At 69.4% G+C, this 17,918-nt stretch carries 16 protein-coding genes; 5 read left to right on the forward strand and 11 right to left on the reverse strand.

The annotated features are described in order from the left end of the window. The 4 genes from QE428_RS02155 to QE428_RS02170 all read right to left on the reverse strand — a co-directional run bounded on the left by QE428_RS02155 (position 1) and on the right by QE428_RS02170 (position 2,530). Positions 1 to 618, reverse strand: a complete 618-nt coding sequence (locus QE428_RS02155) for a hypothetical protein (RefSeq protein ID WP_307462573.1) — start codon at positions 616 to 618, stop codon at positions 1 to 3. A gap of 37 nt (positions 619 to 655) precedes the next feature. Beyond that, positions 656 to 1,852: a hypothetical protein gene (locus QE428_RS02160; RefSeq protein ID WP_307462575.1), complete on the reverse strand. Its 1,197-nt coding sequence runs from the start codon at positions 1,850 to 1,852 to the stop codon at positions 656 to 658. A 17-nt stretch (positions 1,853 to 1,869) separates the two neighbouring features. Further along, positions 1,870 to 2,163, reverse strand: coding sequence for a hypothetical protein (locus tag QE428_RS02165; protein WP_307462577.1), 294 nt, complete (start codon positions 2,161 to 2,163; stop codon positions 1,870 to 1,872). 79 nt (positions 2,164 to 2,242) lie between these two features. Next, complete coding sequence (locus QE428_RS02170) at positions 2,243 to 2,530, reverse strand: WXG100 family type VII secretion target (RefSeq protein WP_083199385.1); 288 nt, start codon at positions 2,528 to 2,530, stop codon at positions 2,243 to 2,245. 205 nt (positions 2,531 to 2,735) lie between these two features. Between QE428_RS02170 and QE428_RS02175 the strand changes: the two genes are divergently transcribed. Genes QE428_RS02175 through QE428_RS02190 form a run of 4 tightly spaced genes read left to right on the forward strand, consistent with a single transcriptional unit; the run spans position 2,736 to position 5,721 of the window. Beyond that, positions 2,736 to 3,020 (forward strand): hypothetical protein, encoded by a 285-nt coding sequence (locus QE428_RS02175; RefSeq protein ID WP_091356354.1) that lies wholly within the window; start codon positions 2,736 to 2,738, stop codon positions 3,018 to 3,020. Continuing rightward, positions 3,017 to 4,576 carry a hypothetical protein gene (locus QE428_RS02180; RefSeq protein WP_133400309.1) on the forward strand — a complete coding sequence of 520 codons (1,560 nt, stop codon included), beginning with the start codon at positions 3,017 to 3,019 and terminating at the stop codon, positions 4,574 to 4,576. The genes QE428_RS02175 and QE428_RS02180 overlap by 4 nt, the downstream gene beginning before the upstream one ends. 12 nt (positions 4,577 to 4,588) lie before the next feature. Continuing rightward, a complete protein-coding gene (locus QE428_RS02185; RefSeq protein WP_133400310.1) occupies positions 4,589 to 5,083 on the forward strand; it encodes a hypothetical protein in 495 nt (164 codons plus the stop codon). After that, positions 5,080 to 5,721 (forward strand): hypothetical protein, encoded by a 642-nt coding sequence (locus QE428_RS02190; RefSeq protein WP_307462581.1) that lies wholly within the window; start codon positions 5,080 to 5,082, stop codon positions 5,719 to 5,721. The genes QE428_RS02185 and QE428_RS02190 overlap by 4 nt, the downstream gene beginning before the upstream one ends. A 45-nt stretch (positions 5,722 to 5,766) precedes the next feature. Here QE428_RS02190 and QE428_RS02195 read toward each other — a convergent pair whose 3' ends face one another. The 7 genes from QE428_RS02195 to QE428_RS02225 form a co-directional block, all read right to left on the reverse strand. Next, positions 5,767 to 10,296 carry an FtsK/SpoIIIE domain-containing protein gene (locus QE428_RS02195; RefSeq protein WP_307462583.1) on the reverse strand — a complete coding sequence of 1,510 codons (4,530 nt, stop codon included), beginning with the start codon at positions 10,294 to 10,296 and terminating at the stop codon, positions 5,767 to 5,769. A 24-nt stretch (positions 10,297 to 10,320) separates the two neighbouring features. Then, positions 10,321 to 11,745: an RDD family protein gene (locus QE428_RS02200; RefSeq protein WP_307462585.1), complete on the reverse strand. Its 1,425-nt coding sequence runs from the start codon at positions 11,743 to 11,745 to the stop codon at positions 10,321 to 10,323. A gap of 108 nt (positions 11,746 to 11,853) precedes the next feature. Continuing rightward, a complete protein-coding gene (locus QE428_RS02205; RefSeq protein WP_307462587.1) occupies positions 11,854 to 12,399 on the reverse strand; it encodes a hypothetical protein in 546 nt (181 codons plus the stop codon). Between the two features lie 19 nt (positions 12,400 to 12,418). Continuing rightward, positions 12,419 to 14,026 (reverse strand): bifunctional phosphoribosylaminoimidazolecarboxamide formyltransferase/IMP cyclohydrolase, encoded by a 1,608-nt coding sequence (purH, locus tag QE428_RS02210; protein ID WP_307462589.1) that lies wholly within the window; start codon positions 14,024 to 14,026, stop codon positions 12,419 to 12,421. Between the two features lie 37 nt (positions 14,027 to 14,063). Next, positions 14,064 to 14,645: a phosphoribosylglycinamide formyltransferase gene (gene purN, locus QE428_RS02215; RefSeq protein ID WP_307462591.1), complete on the reverse strand. Its 582-nt coding sequence runs from the start codon at positions 14,643 to 14,645 to the stop codon at positions 14,064 to 14,066. 4 nt (positions 14,646 to 14,649) lie between these two features. After that, positions 14,650 to 15,993 carry a DUF6350 family protein gene (locus tag QE428_RS02220; protein WP_307462592.1) on the reverse strand — a complete coding sequence of 448 codons (1,344 nt, stop codon included), beginning with the start codon at positions 15,991 to 15,993 and terminating at the stop codon, positions 14,650 to 14,652. Between the two features lie 59 nt (positions 15,994 to 16,052). Then, entirely contained in the window at positions 16,053 to 16,394 is a 342-nt protein-coding gene (locus QE428_RS02225) for a DUF2200 domain-containing protein (RefSeq protein WP_091359716.1), read from the reverse strand. 55 nt (positions 16,395 to 16,449) lie between these two features. On the opposite strand from QE428_RS02225, the gene QE428_RS02230 reads away from it, so the two are divergent. Then, entirely contained in the window at positions 16,450 to 17,877 is a 1,428-nt protein-coding gene (locus QE428_RS02230) for an NCS2 family permease (RefSeq protein WP_091356371.1), read from the forward strand. Positions 17,878 to 17,918: the final 41 nt, after the last annotated feature.

Genomic DNA, 17,918 nt, shown 5'->3' on the forward strand with positions numbered 1-17,918 from the left:
TCAGCGCACACTCCAGGTGAACGTGGCGATGTGGTGATCGAACAGTGCCGTCCACGCCTGGAGCACGGGATCGTCCTCGGCGAGGTCTTCGGCGTGGGCGACGGTCGCCGTCCACTGCACGGCCTGCGTGCGCCGCGACCCGGGTATGGCGATCAGATAGTGCACGAGGAACGAGACGGCGCGGACGCCGTCGAGAACGACGGGACTACTCTCCGTCCAGCGGACGATCCGGTGGTCATCTCCGAGAGCGGCCGCGCCCCGGTTGCGGATGGCATCCTCGACGATGGCGTCCAGGGGCACCTCGGGGCTCGCGACGCGTTTGATGCCGACCAGACTCGCGGCGCCGAGGGCCCACGTCGGTGACGACTCACCTGCGAAGGCATAGGCGAAGGCGTTCTGCGACCGCAGCGACCGAAGCGCGTCGCCCACCTGCGCCCCGAGACGACCGGCGAGGTCGGGTCTCCCCGCCCCTGCGAGCCGTTCGCGCGCCGCCGCCACCAACTCGCGTTCGGTCTCCATGTCAACGTCGTAGCCCTGCCAGCCGGGGGGCAGCAGCATCCGATAGCGGGGTATCGCCACGCCTCCGGCACCGACCAATTCCGCGCGAAGATCGCTCATCGGCTCAGTCTGTCATGGGCATGAAACGAAACCTTAGTCATGAGAACGGATTCTGGTCGGGGTCGAACGCGCCAGCGAAGGCTCCGTTGGCGGTATCGCGAATCTGACCGACCAGAGAGAGCTGAGCAGACCAGACGGTCGCCATCGTGTCCACGGCGGCACCCGCACCGGAGCCCATACTCCCCCACCCGGCGATGTTCCGCCCTGTCAGCAACCCGGCCGAGAAGTCGGCGGCGCGGTCCACGAAGGTCGCACCGCGTAGGCCGTTCAGACCGGAGAGGTAGTTGCTCATACCGCCCCGGCCGACACCGAAGAGTCTCACGGCATCGTCGCCGAACGAGGTCAGGAGTGCTTGGCCGCCTCCCGCCTGCGTGAGGCCGCGGATGCCCTTGGCAGCGGGCCCCAGGAAGGGGACGACTCCGATGACGCCGAAGGCGACGTCGACCCAGCTTCCGTCGTTGTACGCCAGCTTCCGGGTGAGCGCCACGACCAGCGTCGCCACCGCGACGATGGCCGCGAGGGCTGCGATGATCGGGCCACCGATGACGACCGCCAGGACGGCGAGGACGATTCCGGCCACCGCGAGCACGTTCGAGAGGAACTCGAGGGCGCCCCTGATGTCATCGGACGTCGAATCCTCGATCTTCCCGCTGACGCCCTCGCGAATGTTCGCCGCCGCGGTGGTGAATGCATCGTGCCAGGTGTCCCACGCATCGTCGTACTCACCGGCGGCGGCATCCCACTCGCCCTTCTTCGCGTCGGCCTGCCCCTGCACGGACTGAGCGTGCGTGTTCGCGTCGTTGTACGCCGACTGCTCATCGGCGTCCGCGTCGTCGTCGGGCTTGCGAGGTACGGCCCCCGCCGCAGTGTCGGCGTCACGGGACAGCTCGTAGTACTCGTCCCACAGGTTCCGCAGGCGGCTCACGATGGGGTCGATGGTCGCCTTCGAGTCCTCGAGCGCACCTCCGTACGTCTGAATGTGCGGTCCCACGGCGGCGTAGAGCGACGCCGCTTGCGAGAGGTCACTGCTGACCTCGCCGCTGACCTCGCGCAGCTTCTCGACGGCGTTGCCCTCCATCTCCGCTCCGTCTGCGACGAGACGTTCGATGAGCGCCCAGGCGTCCGCCATCTGATTTCCGAGGTCGACGATCTGCTGGCCCCGCGTCTTGACCTCCGTGGGGTCGCCGTCGAGCTCACCGATCAGGTTGTTGCCCTTCGGGGTCTCTGAGGGCATATAGGGAAGGACACTCATCATCGCTCCTCGGTGCGGCTGCCGGCTTCGACATCGAATTCCTGGAAGCCCTCGACCAGACCCTTGACCTGGTCCGCGACGGCTTTGCAGCTCTCCATGAGCCGCTTCCGCCGGTCATCCCAGCGGCCCTCGAAGTCGTGGGCGACATCTTTGAGATCGTTCTTCCCATACGGGCTACCGACCGCGCCTTCGAGATCACGGCGCCGCGCGCCGGCACTCTCGAACTCGCCGATGATGCTGGTGAGCTGCGTCTGCAACTCACCGAGCTCTGCATAACTGACTTTGACGCTCACGGTGCTCCCTCCATGGGTCGATCTGATGGCGAGACGATGGGGCGAGCATCTGCGCCCGCCCCATCGAGATGCTCTGAACTCAGCCGCCGGCGAGCTGCTGGTCGAGGTCCTGGATCGCGCGCATCATGCCCAGCAGAGCCTCGGACATGTCGTTGATGCCATCGGTCGCGGTCTTCAGACCCGTCGTCAGCTCCCCGTAACCCTCACCGAACTTGCCCGACGCGTGCTGCGTCTTGAAGTCCTCACCCAGAAGAGTGTCGACCTGCGACTTCAGCGAGTCCAACTGACCCTGAATGTCATCACGAGCCTGCGACAGCGACGACGCCACCTGCTCCATCTCTGCATAAGACGCACCGAAATCGGCCATCGTCCACACCTCCACACATCGAAGAAACCGACCCACCCCGGGCCGACACCAAGAGTCAACCAAACACCAACCGATTGACCAATGGGGAGAGGTCCCCACTTGACAAACACCACATGCATGTCGACCGATGGGGAGAACGACCCATGGACCCGGGAATGACCGCGCCCATAGTCTGGCGTTCACACAGGGGATGGAGACGCCACGCATGACCGACGTCAGGATGGACCTCGACCGACTCGAGTCGGCCGCCGCGAGCGCACGCGGGCTCGCCACAACGTTCGACGACGCGGAGTCCTTCGCGGATGACTTGGGCTCGCTCACCGGGCACGGCGGACTCGCCGACAAGATCGAGGACTTCGGCGGGAAATGGGACATCGCCCGCGAGGACCTCCGCGAAGGCCTTCGTTCCCAGGCGGACTTCATGCAGGCGATCGTCGACACGTTCCGTGACCTCGACCGCACGATGGCAGAGGACGGAGGTCAGCCGTGACGGTGCTTCCCGGCGATCCCGACCTGCTGACGACGCGCGCCGCCCGTCTGACGGCGTCGGCCGAGGTGATCCTCACCGTCGTGAACGAGATGCGCGGCATCGTCGACGACGACCAGGGGCAGGCCGTACAGGCGTTGCGCGACCAGAACGAACAGATCGCCTCGGACCTCGAGCGCATCCATCCCCGGTACTCCGGCACGGCGTCGGCGGTCACCGAGTACGCCGTCGCCCTGACGGCGGCTCACGATGCGGCCGAACGAGCTCAGGACGACCTCGACGACGCACTCGAGGAGCAGACACGGGCGGACAACGCCGTGAGGTCCCTGTCCGATCGCGTCGATGCCGCCGATGACCCGCCGCCCTCGCTGACGGATCAGCTTCCCGGGGCTCGCCGAGCGGCGGAGACGGCGCAGTCCGCCGTCGACGGTGCACGAGCGCGGATCGAGGCGGCACGACAGGACATGATGGATGCCGCCGAGGAGGCGATCCGTCGCATCGACGACGCCATCGACGCGACCAACGAGGGGTTCTGGGACCGGGTCGGCGATGTGTTCGCGGACATCGGGGATTGGCTCGCCGGTATCGGCGAGTGGATCACCGATTTCCTGGCCGACGTCGTGGCGCTCCTGAAGCGGATCCTCGCCACGATCGTCGCGATCCTCGGCGTCCTGCTCGTCTTCCTCCTCATCCTCGCGATCGGGTCGATCTTCGGCACAATCGGACTGATCATCGCCGCCGTGGTCGTCGGCCTCATGGCCGCCTTCCTGCTGGTCAGCATCTTCTCGGACGTCACCAAGCCCACTCCGACGGTGACGCCGACGGACCCCTATGCCGATGACCCCCTGAACCGGACCGATCCCCCGACGATGCAGACCGTCCTCGACGGGACGGCCGAGGTCGACACGCTCGGCGGTGAGGAGGAATCGGTCATCCGGATCACGAAGGTCCTGGGTCCCGACGGCTGGCAGTACACCGTGACCCTCCCGAGCACGCAGGAATGGCTGTCCCGGTTCGGCGACCAGGGCGCCGTGAACGATCTCGACAGCAACCTCGCCCTCATGCTGACTCCTGCGCTGCAGACGCAGTACGAGCGCGCGGTCCTCGAGGCGATGGCGCAGGAGGGCATCGGCCCGGACGATCCTGTCATGCTCGTCGGCTTCAGCCAGGGCGGCATCATGGCCGGTCATCTCGCCGCCTACAACACCGACTACAACTGGCAGGCCGTGGTTGCATCGGGCGCTCCCATCGATCACATGCCGATCCCCGATTCGGTGGACGTCGTCTCGGTGCAGCACAACGGGGATCCCGTGCCGAACCTCGACATCGTCACCGGGGATCTCGGCACCGAGCACGGACCGAACTGGACCAGCATCCGCGTGGACCCGCCGAATCCCGATCCGATCCTCGGCGTCGACGTAGGAGCCCACAACGCGGAGAAGTATTCGTCCACGTATCAGGATCACCTCGCCGACATCCAGGCCGCCCACCCTGAGCTGGGGAGCTTCTTCAACGAAGATGGCTACACCGATGTGTCCTACTACCGATGGAACGAGTGACCGATGAGACGGATGCGGCGCCGATCCCCCGCAGCAGCGGCGGCCCTGCTGGGGACGCTTCTGGCCATCAGCCTGACGGGATGCGCGATCACGGCATCCCCACCCGCACCCGGGACGACCACTGAGGAGGCTCCCGTGGCGGAGTACGGAAACCTGACCCCCGCACTCTCGGCGGCGGTCCCCCGCATCGTCGGCGTGGAGGGCCTGAGCCAGTCCCGCAATGGCCTCGGCCAACGCTTCAGTGCGACGCTGATGGTCGACTCGGCGGAACCGTTCACCGCTGACGAATTGGATGCCGCAGCGCAGGCCATCTGGCGCGCTCTGCCCTGGGAGCCCAATGCGATCGCGCTCGTCGCTGGCGTCGCCGGCGACGGCGAGCCGGAACCTGTGGACCTGCGAGACGCGGCGGCGGACCTCGAACCGATGGGCTTCACGAATGCCGGCCAGGGCGGCGTGAGCCTGTTCGACATGTCGGCGCGGTACGGCGCGTGGACCGCTCCCGAATGACCGGCAGCGAACTGCGCTTCCGCCTCCCGGGTCGCTGGTTCTCGGTCGATCTCTCGACCGAAGCATCGACGACGGCGTCGATCGCGGCGATCGCCCGCGACGCCGTCGGGCCGACCGACGACCGCGCGACCGAACGAGCCATGGTGCGCCGGCGGCTCCACGAGGCCGTTGCGGCAGGCGCGGCCGGAGACATCCGCGCCCTGATGCTCGCTCACGAGATCACCCCGGGGACACCGCTGCCCGTGACCCTCCTGGTCTTCGAGCCTTCCGATCTGCGGATGAGCCCGGCCGTCGGCACCGAACCTCGGACCGTCCTCGGTGTCCTGACAGAGGCGCTGGCCCGCCTCGATCCCGAGGCGCACGCCTCGTCGGTCGAGGTGAGCGGGCCAGGGGTACCGGCGCTGCGCACGCACCGCGTGGAGGACGCGGGGCCGGACGAAGACGTGCACGGGACACGCCGGCTGAGCGCGGACTACTGGATCCCCGTGCCCGAGACGAAGCAGCTTCTCGTCGTACGCCTGGCCACTCCGCTCGGAGACATCGAGAACCTCATGCTGTCGCTGTTCGACGGGTTCGTCGCCGCAGCCTTCTTCGCGGCGCCTCAGCCGTCAGCGCTGCGTCAGGCCCTTCGACGCTGAGGTGGGAGCGGGCGGCGGCGACCTCGACGGCCGCCGCCGCCCGCCTCACGAATTCACCGGTTCGACCGCCGGAAGAGCCGTCGCTTCCACGAGCGGCATCTGCACGACGACGGCGCGACCCGCCTGCACGAACATGCCGCGCCCGGCCGGGAAGTCGGCCCGCTTGATCTTCGGGAACGGCACCTTGAAGACGGCGTCGCCGTCGAAGGCGTCGGGCTTGAGGATGATGCCCTTCCTGCCGCCCTTGAAGTCTCCGATGAGGCCGAACCCGCTCGTGACCTGGTTGACGTCGGCATCGCCGATGAGCAGATGGTCGCTGCGGTTGATCGCCTGGAAGAGCGCCTTCAGCGGGCGTTCCGCCGGCGAGTCCGCGAACTGCGGGACGTCCTCGATGACGATCATGAGCCGCTGGCCGAGCGTCTCGTCCAGGACCAGTTCCGCCAGTTCCGTCGCGAGCTCCTTCGCGTCGTCGGGAGTCGTCGCGGTCCGCATCCACGGGGCGAACTCCTTGAGCTGCGCGCGCCGCCCGCCGAAGTGGAACAGCTTGATCGAGGGGTCGAGCCGCGTCATCGAGAGGATGAGCGACTTCAGCGCCGTCGTCTTACCCGCCTGCGGCGGCCCGGCGACGATGAAGGTGCCCACCGGGTCGAACTCGCGTGCCGCGAGGGTGTCCTCGGCGACGCCGAGCGCAGGGAACTCGCCGATGCGGTCCGGGAGGTCGGCGGCATCCAGTCGCGTCGGGAGCGCGCCGATCTCGGGAACCTCGCGGGCACCGCGCGCACGCAGCTCCTGCGCGAGCTGGTCGAGGAGCTTGGTCTGCTCGGCGACGTTCGGCGTCCCGCCGAGGACGGCGATCTGGGTCTCCATGCCGTCGACGATCGCCCGGCCCGGTTCGGACCGCTCGTCGAGGACGTCCTTGGGGGCGTTCAGCAGCGCGTACGCGTTGGCATCCGACAGACGGAGGATGACGCGACGCGACACGTTCGAGCTGACGGCTGTCGGCACCGAACCCGACCGGTCCGCGGTGGCCACGACGTGGACGCCCAGCGGGCGGCCCTCGCCGAGGATCCGCATGAACGCCTGGTAGAACGGCATCCGCGCCGTCGTCGACTCCCACTCCGCCCGGAACTGGGGCAGACCGTCCAGCAGCAGCACGATGCGCGCCTCGTCGCGCCCCGTGATCTCGCGGTACTCCGCGATGCTCGAGGCGTTGGCGGCGCTGAACCGCTTGCCGCGATCGTCGAGGACCGCGCCGAGCGAGCGCATGATGCGCTGGACGCGCTCGCTGTCGTCGCCCGGGATGATCGACCCGACGTGCGGGAGGGCTTCCAGGCTCTTCAGCGAACCGGAACCGAAGTCGAGGCCGTAGACCTCGACGTTCTCCGTCCGGCGTCCCATGGCCGCCGAGATCGCGATGGTGCGGAGCACGGTCGACTTGCCGGATCCGCTGGTGCCGTAGACGAGCAGCGAGCCGTCGCGGTCGGGCTCGAAGTAGACCGCCTCCTGGAGCTGGCGCTCCGGGATGTCCGCCTTGCCGAGCAGGATCGCCCCGCGACTGCCGCCCGCCAGCTCGCGGATGTCGACGTTCGTCGGCAGGTCATCGAGCCACGGTCGGCGCGGCGCCGGGATACCGGCCTGGTTCGAGGCGGCGATGAGGGTCGAGACGATGCGCTTCTGGTCGTTGGGGCCGGGATCGACGTCGTGGGAGTCGCTCTCGCCGGCATCCTCCAACTCCCACTTCTGGATGGAACCGAACCGGAGCTCGGCGACCGACACGTCCGCGGCGACGACCTCATCGGTCGTCCAGCCGCCCGCGTACGCCGACTGGAACGGGATGAGGCGTCCCGGTCCCGTCTTCGCGATACCGCGACCGGGGATCGAGGGCGGGAAGCTCGCCGCCACCGGATCGTCGACGACGTCCTTCGAGTCGGATTCGTCGGCCATACGGAGCGCCACGCGGAGGTTCGTGTTCGCGCGCAGGTTGTCTTTGATGACACCCGCAGGACGCTGCGTGGCCATGATGAGGTGGATGCCGAGGGAGCGACCGCGCTGGGCGATGTCGACGACGCCGTCGACGAACTCCGGAACCTCGCCCGCGAGCGCGGCGAACTCGTCGATGACGAGGACGAGCGCAGGCGGGGTGTCGGGGTCGCGACGCTTCTCGAGTTCGAGGAGGTCCTTGGCCTTCTTCCGGTTGAAGAGGTGCTCGCGGTAGTGGAGCTCGGCCCGAAGGCTCGTGAGCGCGCGTCGGACGAGGTGGGGGCTGAGGTCGGTGACGAGACCGACGCAGTGCGGCAGCTCGACGCAGTCGGCGAACGCCGACCCGCCCTTGTAGTCGACGAAGAGGAATGTGACCCGGTCGGGGCTGTGGGCCGCGGCCATCCCGAGGACCCACGCCTGCAGGAACTCGGACTTGCCGGCACCGGTCGTTCCACCCACGAGGGCGTGCGGGCCCTGCGTGCGGAGGTCGAGCGTCATCGCGTCCGTGGCGCCCTGGCCGACGATGGCGCGGAGGTTGCCCGCCTTCTTCAGCCGGGGCAGCGTCGCGCCGGATCGGTCGATGATGGTGTTGTTCTCGCGCCACCGCTCGATCGCGAACGCGGGGTCGGCCGCGGTCTCGTTCCCGACCAGGGACAGGAACATGACCGAGTTCGGGATGTCCGACGAGTCCTCGATGACGGTGCTGGAGTCCACGACGGGTGCGAGACGCTTCGCGAGCACGCGCATCAGGTCGTTGGAGACCCCCTCGACCTTGGCCGGGGTGTAGTCCTCACCGCTGCGGACGACGCCGACGTGGGCCTCGTCGAGCCCGCGGGAGACGTCGACGAAGCTGCGGCAGACGGCCGGCAGTGCTTCGACGACGGGCGCGACGAAGAGCCCGTAGACGCCGACGTCGGCGCCGCGCTCGAGCACCTGGGTGAGCCGCGCGCGGTCGACCGGAGCATCGGCCGTGACGATGACGAGGACAGCGGTCTGGCCGGGGAACGTCGCCTCTTCGGCGGCGCGACGGACGTCGGTGCCGAAACGCATCGGATCCCAGTCGTCGTCGTACGGCAACCGCGGTGCGCTCGCGGCGCGGGAGCGACGCATGACGAGTTCTTCCAGCCCCGACAGCAGGGCGTTGCCGGTCGACGCCGAATCGGACAGCGGCATGTCGCGGAACGGGCTGCGTTCACTCGACGTGTGAGGAAGCCAGGTCAGCCAGTCGAGCTGCTTCGCCCACTCGGGCTCGGTGAGCGCGACGGCGACGAGCTCGTTCGGCGAGTGCAGCCCGAACAGCTGCGTGCAGATGCCGCGCAGGGCGTCTCCTGCTTCGCGATCAGGGCCGGCGACGCCGATGACGCCGACGCTCTGCAGCGATTCGAGGACGGGGACGTCGTCGATCATGCGGTACCGATCGCGCAGGCGATCGACGCGCTCGACGTACTCCTGCAGGGCCTCGGGTGCATCGGCGCGCTTGATCGTGGTTCGGGACGGCGCCACGCAGCTGCCGAGACGGACCGAGAGGAAGTTCCAGTGCTCGGGTCGGCGGGTCCACAGCATCCCGCCGAGCTTCATGGCCTCTTCGAACACGACCGCGACGGGCGGGACCTCGGCGTTGCGCACCTCGCGCTCACGGGGCCGCTCGCGGTAGAGGGTCTCTTCGAGCTCCTCGAACCCACGCTCGAAGACCTCCCCCTCCTTCTTGGTACGCTGACCGATCTGCGTGCGCTGCGAGATGAAGTTGCCGAGCATCATCATCGGCGTCATCGCGACGATGAACAGGGCCTGCGGACGGTTGAAGACGAAGTACATCGTGACGCCGAGGAGGATCGGCGCCACCAGCATGGGCCAGGGGAACAGCCGCGACATCGGCTCCTTCGGCATGCGCGGCTCGGGGAGCTCCTCACCGACGTAGCGCGGCTCGACGCGCGGGCTCCGGTTGAACAGCAGCGCGCCGCCGCGCTCGAGCACGGGGTCCTTCTCCACCGGGGCGAAGTCGGGCACGAGCTGGACGACGAGGTCCGAGTCGCCGAGGGTGAATCGCTGACCGGGGATGACGTTCAGGCGCGGGACGAGCCCGCCGTCGACCACGATGCCGTTGGCGGAGTTGAGGTCGACGAGCTCGACGCCGCCGGAGCCCACCTCGATGCGGGCGTGCCGCTTCGAGACGAGCGGCTCGTCGAGGACGATGTCGGCGCCCGCGGCGCGCCCGATCGTGAAATGCCCCTTGGGCAGAGGGATCTCGCGCCCGGCGAGGGGGCCCCCGACGATGTGGAGGATGGCCGCGGCGGGACCGCCGCCCCCGCGGTTCGGGACGTGATCGGGCCCCAGGTTGACGACGGTGGCGATGAAGCCCGACCCGACTGCCGCATCGCTGATGAGGGTGCCCGGGTCGAGGAGGACGTGGTCGTTCGACGTCGGCGGCGCGACGGTCAGGGTGACGATGTCGTCGGGACCGGCGATGTTCTCCCGAGCCGGATCGGTCTCGATGATCCGGCGGGCGACGTCCTGCACGGTCGCCGTCGTATCCGCCGTGACCACGACGTCGATCGTCCGGGAGTCGCGACGCTGCAGGGTGAGTTTCAGTCTCATCGGGGGGTCCTCATCGGCCGGAGATCAGGTGAGGCGGACCGACGCGTGCCGGTCGCCGAATCGCAGGGTGTCGCCGGAGCGGAGTGTCGCGGGGACGCCGGCGTCGAGCTCGGTCTCGGCTCCGTCGCGGATGACGCCGCTGCCGTTCGTCGACCCGAGGTCGACGGCGACGAGGGCGCCGTCGACCCACCGGAGCGCGACGTGGGTCTTCGAGACGGACTTGGTCGAGTCGGCCACCGGGAGCGGTGCCGCACCGGCATCCGCTCCGGCGACGGACGGCGCGCGGCCGAGGACCGCGCCCGTGGCGGGAACATCGAGCTGCTCACCCGAATCGAGGACGAGGGATGCCGTCGGTGCGGCATCAGCCGAGGGCATCAGGTCCGGGGCGGACCACGTCGACGAGGTCGCGCCGGGAAGCAGGGTCTCTGCGGGAGCTACCGACGACGAGGGTGTCGCGGATTCCTCGATCGGCTCGGGTCGCGGGATGGGCTGCGGCGCCGAGGCGGGCTCCGGTGCCGGCGAAACGGCCGGTCCGGGCGACGCGACCGGTGCCGGCGGCTCCGCTGCCTGCCGCGCGAGCGCGACCGGTTCCCGCGTCGGCTGCGCCGCTGCGGGGGCGGAGTCCACGGCGAACGGCGACTCCTGGATGGGCGCGAAGGGCCCCTCCTCGGCGGCGGGCCGCTCGCCGCCCCCAGCCCGTTCCTTCGGCGCGCCGAGGACGCCGCCGCGGTTGCGTGCGACGGGGATGTAGACGTCGGTCGCCGGACCGCTGACGGGGGTCGCGAGCGAGGGCAGCGAAGCCTTCTCGTCCCGGAGGTCGGTGGCGAGGGTCTTCCGAGCGATGCGCATCCGCTTCGCGTCGTACGGGTTCAGGCCTTTGCGGATGTCGACGAGGTAGGTCTGCGCCGCGAGGTCGGGCCATCCTCGGCGCCGACGGTCGGGATCGAAGAGCGGAGAGAGCGCGACGACCAGCAGTGCCCCGATCACCGGGACGAGGAGGCTCGCGACCTGGACCAGATAGCGCACGACCGCTCCGCGCCAGAACCGAGGACGTTCGAGCGTCTTGACGTTGACGGCTCGGAGGCCCGTGAAGGCCTTGCCGAGAGTGACGCCGCGACGGCCGAGGAGGATCAGCTGCACGAGGAGGAAGACGGTCGTCAGCGCGTAGGGGACGACGAAGGAGACGACGATCCAGACGGCATCCGGTCGTCCGAAGATGGCGTCGGCGGGGTCCGCCGTTCCCACGGCGCCGATGATCGCGGGGAGCGCGACGAGGAGCATGGGCAGCTGCAGCAGCCCGATGAACATCGCCTCGATGACCATCGCGAGGATGCGTCGTCCGATCGGTGCGGGCACGAGCCCCAGCCCCGCGGCGTACTCGGGACGCGGGCGACCGCGTTCGTCGAGCCCCTCGATGGCGCGCGGACCATCCTCGATCTCCCAGATCACCTGATCGAACCTCCTCGAATCCCCGGCATCGAGACTAACGGTTGGAGGAATGCGCGTTGAAGGGAGAACTCCCCCTTGACCGCGGGGGTCTTCTCCGCCAATGCTGGGTCATCCCGACGCCGGCTCCCAGGACAGGTCGACGGCGCGGATCCGCCGCGACGGCGATACCTGCGACACCCATCCGAGCGGGACGACGTGCAGCGCGGACGCCGTCACGGGCTCCCCCTGGGTCACCAGGACCAGCGCCTTCCGGTCCGAGCCCCACCAGTCGGCGCGGCGGGCGCCCTGGGCGAGCAGCGCGGCGACGTAGGCGTTCGGAGATGCGCTCTCGAGATCGACCGACAGCCCGTTGCCGTGGCGGAACTCGCAGTCGACACGGATGCCGCGCCACAGCTCGCCGGCACGGCGGCGGTGCTCGTCCCCCGCCGGCCCTAGCGTCGGTCGCCGCCACGCCAGCGGGACGACCCACGCCTCACCGCGGGAGAGGACGGGAACGCCGTCGCACAGCACGTCGCTCACGGGCGGCGCTGCGGGAGGAACCAGCAGCGTCTCGGCCGCCGTCACGATCCGGGCGCCGATCGCGAGCATGCTCTCGTGACCGATGCCGGCGCCACCGGCAAGCCAGTCGGCTCCGGTGACGCCGGGGGTGCTCATGCGATCGATCCGCGACGGCTCAGTGGAAGAAGTGACGCTCGCCCGTGAAGTACATCGTCACACCCGCGGCGTGTGCGGCGTCGATGACCTCCTGGTCGCGCACGGATCCGCCCGGCTGGATGATCGTCGTGATCCCGGCATCCAGCAGCACCTGCGGTCCGTCGGCGAACGGGAAGAACGCATCGGATGCCGCGACCGAGCCGGCGGCGCGGTCACCGGCGCGCTCGACCGCGAGACGGCACGAGTCGACGCGGTTGACCTGACCCATGCCGATCCCGACTGTCGCCGAGTTCTTCGCGAGGACGATCGCGTTGGACTTGACCGCGCGGCAGCTCTTCCACGCGAACGAGAGGTTCTCGAGCTCGCTGTCGGCGGGGCGCTCGCCCGAGACGAGCTGCCACGAATCCACGAGCGATTCGATCTCGTTGGGGAACCGGTCGGCATCCTGCAGCAGCAGTCCGCCCGAGACCAGGCGCACGTCCATGGGCTCCTGGCGCCAGTCGGCGGGGAGCTGCAGGACGCGCAGGTTCTTCTTGAGTCGGAACACCTCGAGCGCCTCGGGCTCGAAGTCGGGCGCGACGATCACCTCGGTGAAGATGTCGCGGAGGTTCTCGGCCATCTTGAGCGTCACGGTCCGGTTGGCCGCGATGACGCCGCCGAAGGCCGACACGGGGTCGCACTCGTGCGCACGCAGGTGTGCCGACGCGATCGCGTCGAGCGCCTGGGGCGCACCGATCGCGATGCCGCACGGGTTGGCGTGCTTGATGATGGCGACAGCCGGCTTGACGAGGTCGAACGCGGCCCGGAGTGCGGCATCCGCGTCGACGTAGTTGTTGTAGGACATCTCCTTGCCCTGCAGCTGCGTCGCCTGCGCGATGCCGTGACCTCCGACGCGCGTGTAGATCGCTGCGCGCTGGTGCGAGTTCTCGCCGTAGCGGAGCGTCGCGAGGCGCTCGGCCTTGATCGTCAGGTGCTGCGGCAGATCGCCGTCGCCCTCGAGCGTCTCCTCGGCGAACCAGGCCGCGACGGCACGGTCGTACGCAGCCGTGTGGGCGAACGCGCGGGCGGCGAGCTCGCGGCGCTGGACGAGGGTCGTGCCGCCCTGGCCGAGCGCGTCGACGATCGCCGGGTACGACTCGGGCGAGACGGCGATGGCGACGTTGGCGAAGTTCTTCGCCGACGCGCGGACCATGGCGGGACCGCCGATGTCGATCTGCTCGACGACCGCGTCGCCCTGGGCGCCGGATGCCACCGTCTCGACGAACGGGTACAGGTTCACGACGACGAGTTCGAACGGCAGGATGCCGAGTTCGCCCAGCTGCGTCTCGTGGTCCTCGAGGCGGAGGTCGGCCAGGAGCCCTGCGTGCACGCCGGGGTGGAGCGTCTTCACGCGGCCGCCGAGCGACTCGGGGAAGCCCGTGACCTCGGACACGTCCTTCACCGCGATGCCGGCGTCGCGCAGCATCGCCGCCGAACCGCCCGTCGAGACGATCTCGACGTCGGCGGCGGCGAGCGCCTGACCGAGCTCGAGGAGTCCGGTCTTATCGCTCACCGAGACGAGCGCGCGGCGGACGGGCACGACATCGCGTGCACGGTAGAGGGACGGGTCGATCTGCGGGCCGGCCATGGCGGAACTCCTCGGGTCGGGGGCGTTCGGTGTCGGTTCAGGGGGTGAGGGCGAGCTCGCCCGTCGCGATGCGGCGGACGACGTCGATGAGCAGGCGGCGCTCCACCGGCTTGATGCGCTCGTGGAGGGTGTGCTCGGTGTCCTCGGGGAGGACCGGAACACGCTCCTGCGCGAGGATCGGCCCGGTGTCCACGCCGTCGTCCACGACGATGACGCTCGCACCGGTCTGCGCGGCACCGGCCGCGAGCGCGTCGCGGACGCCGTGCGCGCCGGGGAACTCCGGCAGGTACGCGGGGTGCGTGTTGATCAGACGGGGCGCCCAGGCGGCGACGACTGCGGCAGGGAGCAATCGCATGAGGCCGCTCAGCACGACGAGATCCGGCTGCCACACGTCGAGGTGGGCGAGCATCTCCCCGCCCCATGCCTCTCGGGTCTCGAACTCCTGGAACGGGACCATGAAGGTCGGGATGCCGTACGCCTCGGCGTGAGCGAAGCCGTCGGCCTGCCGGTCGGCGCCGACGACGATCACGCGGGCGGGGAAACCGGGCTCGTTCGCGGCGTCGAGAAGAGCACGCAGATTGGATCCCGTGCCCGAGATGAGGACGGCGACCGTGAGCACCGGCTCAGTCTAGCGGGGCCGTGGGGAACTCATCGGGCGACGCCTGGCCGGCCGGCTCACGACGGGATGCCGCCGCTGCGGGCGCCGCCGGCTCTCGGTCCGAGTCCGCTTCATCCGCGTCGGCGTGGCGTCCTTCCCGATCGAGGGAGTCCTCGCCCCGCGGAGAGAAGAGCACCACGGCGGCTCCGACACCGATCTCGACAGCGGCGAGCAGGGCGATCGACCACGGCTCGGGTCCTACCTGCGCGAGGCGTCCCGGTCCGATCGCGCCCTGTGCGGCCCACGAGAGCACCGCGACGACGAGACCCGCTCCGAGGACGAGCACCGTGAGGGCGACGAGGCGCGGCCGCAGCGGCTCGGCATCCGTCGGCGAACCCACCAGCAGCGATCCGCGTGCCACCGCACCGGCGAGAGCACCGGCACCCACCACGACCAGAGCCAGCAGCAGCAGCCACGGCGACGTCGAGTCGGGGAGGACGCCGAGGACCGGGATGCCGGGCACGACACCCAGGCTCGTTCCCGCCGGCGACACCGCCGTGCCGGTTCCGATCGCGAACCCCGGCCCGACCGCGAACCCCGCGAACCAGAGGACGAGCGTGGGCAGGTAGAGGATGCTGCCGAGCGCGAGGACGACCACACCGACGAGGTCGGTCTGCGCCGCCTGCGTCAGCGCGATGACCTCGCCGCCCCGGATGAAGAAGAGGACGGCGAGGATGACGGCGCCGAGACCGACGATCACCGCGACCGCGATCGCGACACCTCTGACACCGGCGTCGACGGCGTTCTGCACGTCGTCGGGAAGGCGTTCCGACAGTGCGTCGACGAGCCCGTCGTCGCCGTCGCTCCACGCTCGCACGATCGCCCCCAGCACCGCGGGCACCGCGAAGACCAGCGCGGGACCGGCGACCGCCGCGAGGAGGTCGACGGCGGCGACGTCGGCGCGACCGGTGAGGGCGATGATCGTCGACAGGACCGCGACCGCGACCGTTCCGGCGAGCACCCCCGTCAGCCACGCTCCGGCTCGTGCAGCGCGAGCGCCGGAGCGCCACGCCGAGAAGGCCGTGATGACGGCCAACGCGGTCGGCGCGAGCGAGACCGTGAAGTCGGCCCCCTTCGCCGGGAGGCCCGCGAGAGCGACCAGTTCCGCCGGGAGCGCTACGGCTACGGGGGCGAAGTGTCCCAGCTGCCAGATCGTCGCCGCGGCGGGCCAGAGCGCCGCCCAATCGGCATCCCCGCCGATCCCGAACACCCACACGAGCGTGACGGGCGCGAGGACGACACCGACGCCGACCGCGACGGTCACGAGGGCGTCGACGGCAGCGAGGAGGGAGACGAGCAGGCGATTCACAACGAACCGACCTTACCCGCGGCGAGCCTGCGAACCCTGCTCCCGCACCGGGCGCGGCGTCAGCTCCGCAGCACCTTCTCGAGCGAGGTGCCTTTGGCCAGTTCGTCGACGAGTTTGTCGAGATACCGGATGCGGCGCATGAGGGGGTCCTCGATGTCCTCGACGCGGACTCCGCACACGACACCGGTGATCATCGACACCGCGGGATTGAGGTCCGCCGCCTCGAAGAACTCTGCAAAGGTCGCCCCCGTCGCCACCTGCGCGGCGATGGCGTCGTCGTCGAATCCGGTGAGCCACGTCACGACCGCGTCGAGCTCGGTCTTCGTCCTCCCCTTGCGCTCCACCTTCGCCAGGTAGAGGGGATAGACCGCGGCGAAGGGCGTGCCGAAGATGCGGTGCATGCCGCGAGGATACGCGCCGCCCACCGGGCGCGCGACGACCCACTACCCTCGGAGGGTGAACAGCACGACTTCCCGCGCCACGCGCGGTGCCGCAGCCCCGGCATCCCCCTCCTTCCTCGACCGCTACTTCGACATCACCGGCCGCGGCTCGACCGTCGGCACGGAGGTCCGCGGCGGCATCGTCACCTTCGTGACGATGGCCTACATCGTCATCCTCAACCCGATCATCCTGTCGACCCCCGACGTCGACGGTGTGACCCTCAGCAACACCGCCGTGGCGACCTCGACGGCCCTGACCGCCGGTGTCATGACGATTCTCTTCGGACTCGTCACGCGCCTGCCGTTCGCGTTCGCCGCAGGACTCGGCATCAACGCGTTCCTCGCCTTCTCGGTCGTCGGCCAGGTCACGTGGGGCGAGGCCATGGCGCTCGTCGTGATCAACGGTCTGATCATCGTGCTGCTCGCCGCGACGGGCCTGCGGAAGATGATCTTCGATGCCGTGCCCGTGCAGCTGAAGCTCGCGATCACAGTAGGCATCGGCCTCTTCATCGCCTTCATCGGCTTCGTCAACGCCGGCTTCGTCACCGCGACGGGCAACGCGTCCCCTCCGCTGGACCTCGGCGTCGGCGGCTCGATCACGACGATCAGCACGGTCATGTTCGTCGTCACGCTCTTCCTCTCCGGCATCCTGATGGCCCTCCGCGTCAAGGGCGCACTGCTCATCGGACTCGTCGGCGGCACGGTCATCAGCTACATCGTCAACGCGATCTGGCCGACCGCCCTCGGCCTCCAGGTCAGCGGGCTGCAGATCGTCGCCCTCCCGGACTTCGGGCTCGTCGGCAAGATCGACTTCGGCTTCGACTGGGCGAAGATCGGCATCGTGTCGGTCGTCATGATCGTCTTCACGCTCGTGTTCTCGAACTTCTTCGATGCGATGGGCACCATGACGGGCCTCGCGAAGGAGTCCGGCCTCGCGAACGACAAGGGCGACTTCCCGCGCATCAAGTCGGCGCTCATCGTGGAGGGCGTCGGCGCGATCGCCGGTGGTGCGACCTCGTCGTCGTCGGCGACCGTGTTCGTCGAGTCGGGTTCGGGCATCGGCGAGGGCGCTCGTACCGGCCTCGCGAACGTCGTGACGGGTGTCCTGTTCCTCCTGGCGATGTTCTTCACGCCGCTCACCTCGATCGTCCCCGGGTACGTCGCGGCAGCGGCCCTCGTGCTCGTCGGCGCCCTCATGCTCGCGCAGATCAAGAACATCGACCTGTCGGACTTCAGCGTCCTGCTGCCGGTGTTCCTGACCGCGACGGTCATGCCGCTGACCTACTCGATCGCCAACGGCATCGGAGCGGGCTTCATCAGCTGGGTCGTCGTGAACGTCTTCGCCGGCAAGGCCAAGCAGGTCCACTGGCTGCTGTGGGTCGTCGCCGCCGGCTTCGTGATCTACTTCGCCCGCGGACCGATCGAGGCGCTCGTCGGCGCCTGAGCCCCGCGGAAACCCCGAGGTCCCGATCGGGCCGGAGATGC

This window comes from Microbacterium sp. SORGH_AS_0505 (assembly GCF_030818715.1).
In the GTDB taxonomy this organism is placed as follows: Bacteria; Actinomycetota; Actinomycetes; order Actinomycetales; family Microbacteriaceae; genus Microbacterium.

Coding starts and splice junctions, on each gene's coding strand:
- QE428_RS02155 (WP_307462573.1), bottom strand. CDS start 618: ATGAGCGATCTTCGCGCGGAATTGGTCGGTGCCGGAGGCGTGGCGATA.
- QE428_RS02160 (WP_307462575.1), bottom strand. CDS start 1,852: ATGCCCTCAGAGACCCCGAAGGGCAACAACCTGATCGGTGAGCTCGAC.
- QE428_RS02170 (WP_083199385.1), bottom strand. CDS start 2,530: ATGGCCGATTTCGGTGCGTCTTATGCAGAGATGGAGCAGGTGGCGTCG.
- QE428_RS02175 (WP_091356354.1), top strand. CDS start 2,736: ATGACCGACGTCAGGATGGACCTCGACCGACTCGAGTCGGCCGCCGCG.
- QE428_RS02185 (WP_133400310.1), top strand. CDS start 4,589: ATGCGGCGCCGATCCCCCGCAGCAGCGGCGGCCCTGCTGGGGACGCTT.
- QE428_RS02190 (WP_307462581.1), top strand. CDS start 5,080: ATGACCGGCAGCGAACTGCGCTTCCGCCTCCCGGGTCGCTGGTTCTCG.
- QE428_RS02195 (WP_307462583.1), bottom strand. CDS start 10,296: ATGAGACTGAAACTCACCCTGCAGCGTCGCGACTCCCGGACGATCGAC.
- QE428_RS02205 (WP_307462587.1), bottom strand. CDS start 12,399: ATGAGCACCCCCGGCGTCACCGGAGCCGACTGGCTTGCCGGTGGCGCC.
- purH (WP_307462589.1), bottom strand. CDS start 14,026: ATGGCCGGCCCGCAGATCGACCCGTCCCTCTACCGTGCACGCGATGTC.
- QE428_RS02225 (WP_091359716.1), bottom strand. CDS start 16,394: ATGCACCGCATCTTCGGCACGCCCTTCGCCGCGGTCTATCCCCTCTAC.